This is a genomic window from Erwinia sp. B116, from assembly GCF_002865965.1.
In the GTDB taxonomy this organism is placed as follows: Bacteria; Pseudomonadota; Gammaproteobacteria; order Enterobacterales; family Enterobacteriaceae; genus Erwinia.
In genome coordinates this window covers 43,225-50,325 of the sequence record NZ_JRZZ01000033.1, presented here as the reverse complement: position 1 = coordinate 50,325, position 7,101 = coordinate 43,225, and the positions used below count along the sequence as shown (strand labels likewise).

At 60.5% G+C, this 7,101-nt stretch carries 7 protein-coding genes and 1 pseudogene; 3 read left to right on the top strand and 5 right to left on the bottom strand.

The genetic code is table 11. The features are described 5' to 3' along the window. Positions 1–993 (top strand): annotated as a pseudogene (locus tag NV64_RS18200) (IS630 family transposase); the annotation flags it as partial. Positions 994–1,091: 98 nt separating this feature from the next. On the opposite strand, the gene NV64_RS18195 reads toward NV64_RS18200, so the two are convergent. The 4 genes from NV64_RS18195 to NV64_RS18185 all read right to left on the bottom strand — a co-directional run bounded on the left by NV64_RS18195 (position 1,092) and on the right by NV64_RS18185 (position 3,129). Further along, entirely contained in the window at positions 1,092–1,541 is a 450-nt protein-coding gene (locus NV64_RS18195) for a hypothetical protein (RefSeq protein ID WP_101506481.1), read from the bottom strand. 90 nt (positions 1,542–1,631) lie between these two features. Continuing rightward, positions 1,632–1,754: a hypothetical protein gene (locus tag NV64_RS24385; protein ID WP_255410335.1), complete on the bottom strand. Its 123-nt coding sequence runs from the start codon at positions 1,752–1,754 to the stop codon at positions 1,632–1,634. Then, positions 1,747–2,229 carry a hypothetical protein gene (locus NV64_RS18190; protein WP_101506480.1) on the bottom strand — a complete coding sequence of 161 codons (483 nt, stop codon included), beginning with the start codon at positions 2,227–2,229 and terminating at the stop codon, positions 1,747–1,749. The genes NV64_RS24385 and NV64_RS18190 overlap by 8 nt, the downstream gene beginning before the upstream one ends. Before the next feature lie 132 nt (positions 2,230–2,361). Beyond that, on the bottom strand, positions 2,362–3,129 hold the full coding sequence (locus NV64_RS18185; protein WP_101506479.1) for a helix-turn-helix domain-containing protein: 768 nt from the start codon (positions 3,127–3,129) through the stop codon (positions 2,362–2,364). Between the two features lie 105 nt (positions 3,130–3,234). Between NV64_RS18185 and NV64_RS18180 the strand changes: the two genes are divergently transcribed. Further along, complete coding sequence (locus NV64_RS18180) at positions 3,235–4,383, top strand: MFS transporter (protein ID WP_101506478.1); 1,149 nt, start codon at positions 3,235–3,237, stop codon at positions 4,381–4,383. Positions 4,384–4,509: 126 nt separating this feature from the next. Next, on the top strand, positions 4,510–4,848 hold the full coding sequence (locus NV64_RS18175) for a zinc ribbon domain-containing protein YjdM (protein WP_056233556.1): 339 nt from the start codon (positions 4,510–4,512) through the stop codon (positions 4,846–4,848). Positions 4,849–4,891: 43 nt separating this feature from the next. Here the strand turns inward: NV64_RS18175 and NV64_RS18170 are convergent, their stop codons facing one another. Continuing rightward, complete coding sequence (locus tag NV64_RS18170) at positions 4,892–7,054, bottom strand: peptidase domain-containing ABC transporter (protein WP_056233554.1); 2,163 nt, start codon at positions 7,052–7,054, stop codon at positions 4,892–4,894. Positions 7,055–7,101 lie beyond the last annotated feature (47 nt).

Here is a 7,101-nt window from a genome sequence, read left to right as displayed (position 1 = left end):
CTGATGCAAAAAACGCTTCATAAAACGCGTGACAAAAACCACGCCCGACGGCTCACGGCCCTGCTGATGCTGGATCGGGGGGACAGCGTCAGCGAGGTTGCCAGAACGCTCTGCTGCGCCCGTTCATCCGTGGGTCGCTGGATAAACTGGTTTACTCTTTATGGCACCGACGGCCTGAAATCCCTGCCGCCCGGGCGCGGGCGTCGCTGGCCGGTTGAGCATATCTGCTCACTCCTGCTTCAGCTGGTGAAGCACTCGCCGGGTGACTTTGGCTACCAGCGTTCGCGCTGGAGTACTGAACTGATGGCGATAAAAATCAGAGAGATAACCGGTTGCCACCTGCATGCGTCCACCGTCCGCCGCTGGCTTCCCCGGGCCGGTCTGGTCTGGCGAAGAGCGGCCCCTACGCTCAGGATCCGTGACCCGCATAAGGAAGAAAAAATGGCCACTATCAACGCCGCTCTCGCACAGTGCAGCCAGGAAAATCCGGTGTTTTACGAAGACGAGGTGGATATCCACCTCAACCCAAAAATCGGCGCAGACTGGCAGCTGCGAGGGCATCAGAAACGCGTTGTCACGTCCGGTCAGAATGAGAAGTATTACCTGGCGGGCGCCCTGCACACCGGTACCGGGAAGGTCAGTTACGTGGGCGGCGGCAGCAAAGGCTCGGTGCTGTTTATCAGCCTGCTGAAACACCTTAAAGCGACCTACCGCCGGGCAAAAAGCATCACGCTTATCGTGGATAACTACATCATCCACAAGAGCCGTGAAACGCTGCGCTGGCTGAAAGAGAATCCAAAGTTCAGGGTGATTTACCAGCCGGTTTACTCGCCGTGGGTAAATCACGTTGAACGGCTGTGGTAGGCATTACACGACACCATCACCCGCAATCATCAGTGTCGCTCAATGTGGCAACTGCTCAAAAAGGTGAAGCATTTTATGAGTACGGCCAGCCCCTTCCCGGGCGGACAACACGGTCTGGCCAAAGTGTAGCGACATTAGGATCAGCTATTTAGTCGGCAGGCGTTTCGCGCGCATTCGGTAAGGCCGGCAGAATAGCCGCTCCCATCTTACCCGGCACAAGCCCCTTGTCACACCTTTGCCAGCAGCTTTTCGACGTAGACATCCCAGCGGTAATCCTTCACCGCCGCGTGGGCAGCCTCGCACAGCTGCGGGTAGTTTTCGGCGGCAAACACTTCACCGATGCCCCGGGTGATATCGGTCACGTCGCTGGTGACATAGTGGCCGAAGGCGATCTGTTCCCCGAACTGTGAGGTGAACTCCTGATAACGGGAGGTGATCACCGGAGTATAGAAGTACATCGCTTCGATAATCGACGAGTAGCCGACCCAGACGTCGGACGGGTTAACCACCATGCGCGCGCCGATCAGCAGATCGTTGTATTTCTTGCGTTCCGCCGGCACATCCTTGCGTAAATAGCCGTGGCAGCGAATCGCCGGGTGGTCGGCACCGCGTAATTCACGGGCGTGCATGCCGATAATATCCAGCTCCAGCGCCGGCTGCTCCTTTAATAACAGCATCAGGCTGTCGATCAGCTGCTACGCCCCCTCTTTATATTTGGCCTTGCCGATAAACAGGATCTTATCAGAGCTATGCTTTTTGGCAACAATCTACTCGCGCATCGCCTCGACCTGGTCATACGGAATAATCGAGTTGACCGCGTTAGAGTCGATCCAGCTAACGCGGGCGGCGGGGTTATCCTCACTGATTTTGACGGCGCACTCTTCAAACAACGATACCGTCAGCCGCGCGTTGCCGATCGCCGCGCTGGCGGCGCATAAAGTCCTGTTCCAGCGGGTTAACCTGCTTTTTCAGGTGCTCTTCCTGGTAGATTTTGTAGATCCAGTCGCAGAACAGCAGGGTGGGAACGGCGCTGAAGGCGCTCCAGAACTCGAAGCCGATAAAGATACAGAGATCGGCGTTGAGATGTGCCGCCACCGCTCGCTTGATATTGCGGTCGAAAAAGAACTTCGAGATCTTACTGCGCTGGTAGTCATAGTCGTTCTGAGGATAGATCGCGCCGTAGATCTTTTTAATATAACGGTTGTAGTATTTTCTCAGGCGGCGGTGATCGTCAATATTGACCCGATGAACGGTCACGCCCTTCTCTTCCAGCGTGCGGGTAAAAAAGTAAGGCACGTTGGACCAGTTGGAGATATCTGCAGAATCTCCCTTGGTAAAGAAGATCGCTTCCTTGGGCGCGTGCATGGTCGTCCTTACTCAACAACGTTACTGGCATGGCCGCGACAGGCGCGCCTGCCGGGTGGCAAAAACTGGCGATACCATTGTACGGTTGTGGCCATTTAAATATCTCCCACCAGACATTCTCGCGATACCTTTTCACGGCCGCTGCGCCAGATACGCCCGCGGTGAGCGGCCGGTCATTTTGCTGAAAAAGGCCGAGAAGGCGCTGTCGCTGGCAAACTCCAGCGCGGCGGCGATATCAGCCTGCGGTTGCCCCGCCACCAGCATCTCCAGCGCTTTTATCAGCCGCCACTGCTGTCGCCACTGCTGATAGCTCAGCCCGGTTTCGCGCAGCAGAATACGGCTGATGGTTTTTTCGCTGGCCCCGCTGCTGCGCGCCAGGCTATGCAGCGGCGGCGGCAGGGACATCGCGTTCAGCGCCCGCAGGCGGCGGTCGACGGGCAGCCTTAGCGTGGTCAGCTCGCGCGGTGCGGCCTGCAGCTCGTCCAGGCACACCGCCAGCAGGTTTGCCGCCGCCCCCTGCCGCCAGTCGGTGTCAAATTCAGCAAAGGCGATACGTTCCAGCACCTCGCGCAGCAGCGGGCTGGCGCTGACGATCTCAACGTGGCCGGCGAGGGAGGCAAACCGCGCCTGCACCAGCCACACCGAGCGGTAGCCGACCACGCCCTGGATCTGCACGCGGTGCGGCACGCCCCCCGGGATCCACGCCACCCGCCCCGGCGGCAACAGTGAAAAACTCTGGTTCAGCGTGATGCGCATACAGCCCTGCTGGCTGAACAACAGCTGCCCTTTATCATGCCGGTGCATGCCCGAGTCGTGCTGCGCCAGCCCGGAGGCGATGCCCAGCACGTCGTTGCGGTAACCGTCGGGATCAAAGGGTGCGTCTGCATCTATCCGTGGCATAACATGTCCGATTTCAACAATTTTTTGTCTTTTATATTGTAAAGGGAGAGTGACGGCCGGTGCTATTTTATTCGCTCATTTACCCCTCACTCTCGCAGGAAGACTATGCAACCTAAACTGACGCTCCCCCTGGCGACCTGCCTGATGATGTTCCCACAGGTGGTGGAGACCCTTTACAGCCCGGCGCTGACCGCTATCGCGCAGGGTTTTCAGGTCAGCGCGGAGGCGGCGGCGCAAACCCTGTCGCTTTACTTCTTCGCGTTTGCCTTCGGCGTGGTGGTATGGGGCCGCATGTGTGACCTGATCGGCCGACGCCCGACGATGTTAGCAGGCCTGGTGCTGTATCTGGTCGCCTCGCTGACGGCCGTCTTCAGCGGCAGCTTCACGCTGCTGCTGCTGGCGCGGATGCTGGCGGCCTTTGGCGCTGCGGTGGGGTCAGTAGCGACGCAGACGGCGATCCGCGATCGTTTTGACGGTCACCAGCTGGCGCGGGTGTTCTCCCTGATGGGGATCGCCATGGCCGTCAGCCCGGCGATCGGCGTACTGAGCGGCACCGTGCTGACCCGCTACGGCGGCTATCAGGGAGTATTCACCGGCCTGGCCGTGCTGGCTGCGGTGCTGCTGGCATACACCGCCTGGCAACTGCCGGAAACCCGTCCGGCGCAGTGGACCACCACGCCCTTTTTCGCCACGCTGCGGCGCATGCTGCGGGATTGGGACATCTGGCGCAGCGCGCTGTGGGTGGCGCTGTTCAATATCTGTATGTTCAGCTATTACCAGCTGGCCCCCTTCCGCTTTGCGACGCTGGCCGTGCCGCAGCACTGGTTCGGTTATACCGGGCTGGTGCTGGCGGCGGGCGTGGCCGCCGGTGCCGGTATCAACCGGCGGCTGGTCGCCGCCGGCTGGGGATTACGCCGGCTGCTGACGCTGGCCGGTGGGCTTGCGCTGGCCGGGGGCGCGGGGGTGCTGGCGCTGGAAAACAGCGTCGGCTTTGTGCTGGCGATGGTGCCGGTGGTAATGGCGTACGGTATCGCGATACCCAATGTCCTCGCTTATGCTCTGCGCAGCTATAAGGACTGTGCCGGCACGGCGGGGGCGCTGCTCGGGCTGCTCTACTACCTGCTGCTCGGTACGGGGCTGTCTCTGGCCGGGCTGGCGCAGAACCTCGGCGCCGTGCTGATCCTGTGCAGCCTGCCGATCCTCCTGCTTACCTGGACGCTGAAGGGTAAGCCGCGTCAGGCCGCCACTGAGTAAACCGCCGCCGGGCCGGTGACGGCCCGCCACGCCTCGGACAGCAGCCCTTCCCACCGCTAGGCAGAATCACTGGCAGGGAGTAAACTATGCCCCTTCTTTTATTATGGATTTGACTGAGACCCTATTATGCAAACTTTACCTCCCTGCCCGAAATGTCACTCTGAATACAGCTGGCAGGATGGCGAACAGCTGAACTGCCCTGAGTGCGGCCACGTCTGGCAACCGGGTGCCGAGGGCGCGACGGAAGACGCGCTGATCGTTAAGGACGCCAACGGCAACCTGCTGGCCGATGGTGACAGCGTGACGGTGATTAAAGACCTGAAGGTGAAGGGCAGCTCAACGCCGCTGAAGATCGGCACCCGGGTCAAAAGCATCCGGCTGGTCGAGGGTGACCACAATATCGACTGCAAAATCGACGGCTTTGGCCCGATGAAGCTGAAGTCAGAGTTTGTGAAGAAGGGCTGAGCGCCCTCTTTCAGCCCGATACTTTTGTGACGCGCCGGCGGCGCTAGCCCGGCAACTGCGGCGGCGACTGCAGCGCGATAAAACTGTCGGCGTCCAGGCTGTGCGCACGGCCCTGGTCGATGACGATCACCCGGTCGGCGCTGCGAATGGTCTCCGGCCGGTGCGCGATGATAATGCGCGTTACCGGCATCTGGCGGATGGCGGCATTAATCAGCCGCTCACGCTCGATGTCCAGGTGGCTGGAGGCCTCATCCAGCAGCAGGATCTCCGGCTGGCGGTAAAGCGCCCGCGCCAGCAGCACGCGCTGGATCTGCCCACCGGAAAGCGACGACCCCATATCCCCGACCAGCGTCTGATAGCCCATCGGCATCGCCACGATATCGTCATGGATCTGCGCCTGCTGCGCGGCCACCTCAACCTGCTGCGGGCTGGGTTCGGCATCAAAGAAGCTGATGTTCTCCGCAATCGATCCGGCAAACAGGATATCGTCCTGCATCACGCAGCCGATGCGGGCGCGGTGAGCCTGCATGCCGGTACGGCGAATATCCACGCCGGCGACCGTAATCTCCCCCTGCTGCGGTTTCAGCAGGCCCAGCAGCAGCTTGGCCAGCGTGGTTTTACCCTGCCCCGAACGTCCGACAATCGCCACGTTTTCACCGGGTGCGATGGAGAAATCACACTGGTGCAGGATCCAGGGTTCGTTTTCCGCATAGCGGAAACTGAGGTCGCGGACGGTTAACCCCGGGCCGCTACACCGCGGCCCGGACGGCCGTTCGATCGCGCCGGCCGGGCGATCCTCCTCCTTCTCGGTCAGCACGATATCGGCAATACGCTCGCCGTGCAGGCGCAGCATGCGGAACTCAAGCAGCGCATCGATTAACCCGGAGGCCCGCGCGATAAACTGATCGGAGAAGCTGATAAACGCCACCAGCATCCCCGCCGAGAAGTTCCCTTCCAGCACCTGCAGCGCGGCCAGCCAGATCAGCACGATGCGCCCGACGCCGGCGATGGTGCCCTGCAGCGTGGTAAAGCTGATGCTCAGCCGCTGAATGGCGATGCCCTTATTGGTCGACTCCACCAGCGCATTGGCATATGCCGCCAGCCGCACCTCCTCTTTATTGTTCAGCTTGACCGCCTGCGCGCCGCGGATCGTCTCCAGCAGCTGGGTTTGCGTGCGGGCCGCGGCGATAATCTGCTCTTCATTGGCCCGGCGGAACGGCCGCCAGGAGACAAAGCGAATCAGCATATAGGTAACAAACAGCCCGATAACCAGTACCGTCAGCTTCGCGTTGTAGGCAAAAATCAGCCCGAGGGTGACAAAGGCCATCACCCCATCCAGCACCGTACTGATAAAACGGGTGGTCAGGGTATTCTGAATGGTTCCGATCGAGCCAAAGCGTGAAACGATGTCGCCCACGTGACGGGCTTCAAAAAACGCCATCGGCAGGCCCAGCAGCCAGGAAAAGACGTTGGCCGACCACTGCACGCTGAGCATGCTGGAAAACCACGCCATTACCCAGGATCGCAGCGCGCTGACCACGTTTTGCAGCAGCAGAACGATGATAAACCCGCTGCCCAGCAGCGTCAGCAACGAGCGGTCGGCGGAGACCAGCACCATATCCATCACCCACTGCATAAAGAACGGCGTCAGGATGCCGAACAGCTCCAGCGCCAGTGACATAATCAGGATCTGCGCAAACACGCTCTTCAGCCCGATAATGCCGCCGACCAGCCGGCGCATTGACACGCTCTGCTTCTCTTCCAGCCGCTGGAAACTGGCCGACGGCAGCAGTTCCAGCGCCACGCCGGTAAAGGATTTAGAGACCTCCTCCATGCTAACTTCACGCAGGCCCCGCGCCGGATCGTGCAGAATGACTTTGTTGCGGGTCACCTTCTTTAACACCACAAAGTGGTTCATCTCCCAGTGCAGGATGCACGGCGTGCTGAGCTGGTCCAGCTCGTCCAGCTCCAGGCGCAGCGCACGGCTCGCCATCCCCAGCCGGTGGGCGATCTGCATGATATCCGCCAGCGTGGCCCCCTTCAGCGAGGTGGAAAAACGGTGCCGCAGGGTGACGAGGTCAAAGTGATGGCCGTAATAGCCGGCTATCATCCCCACGCAGGCCAGCCCGCACTCTGCGGCCTGGGTTTGCTGTAGCATGGGCAGCCGGCGTCGCCAGCCAAACACCAGTGAATCAGTAAAACGCATGTTTTATCCTTAAACGTTATCGTCCGTGAGGCGCACCTGGGTTCCGT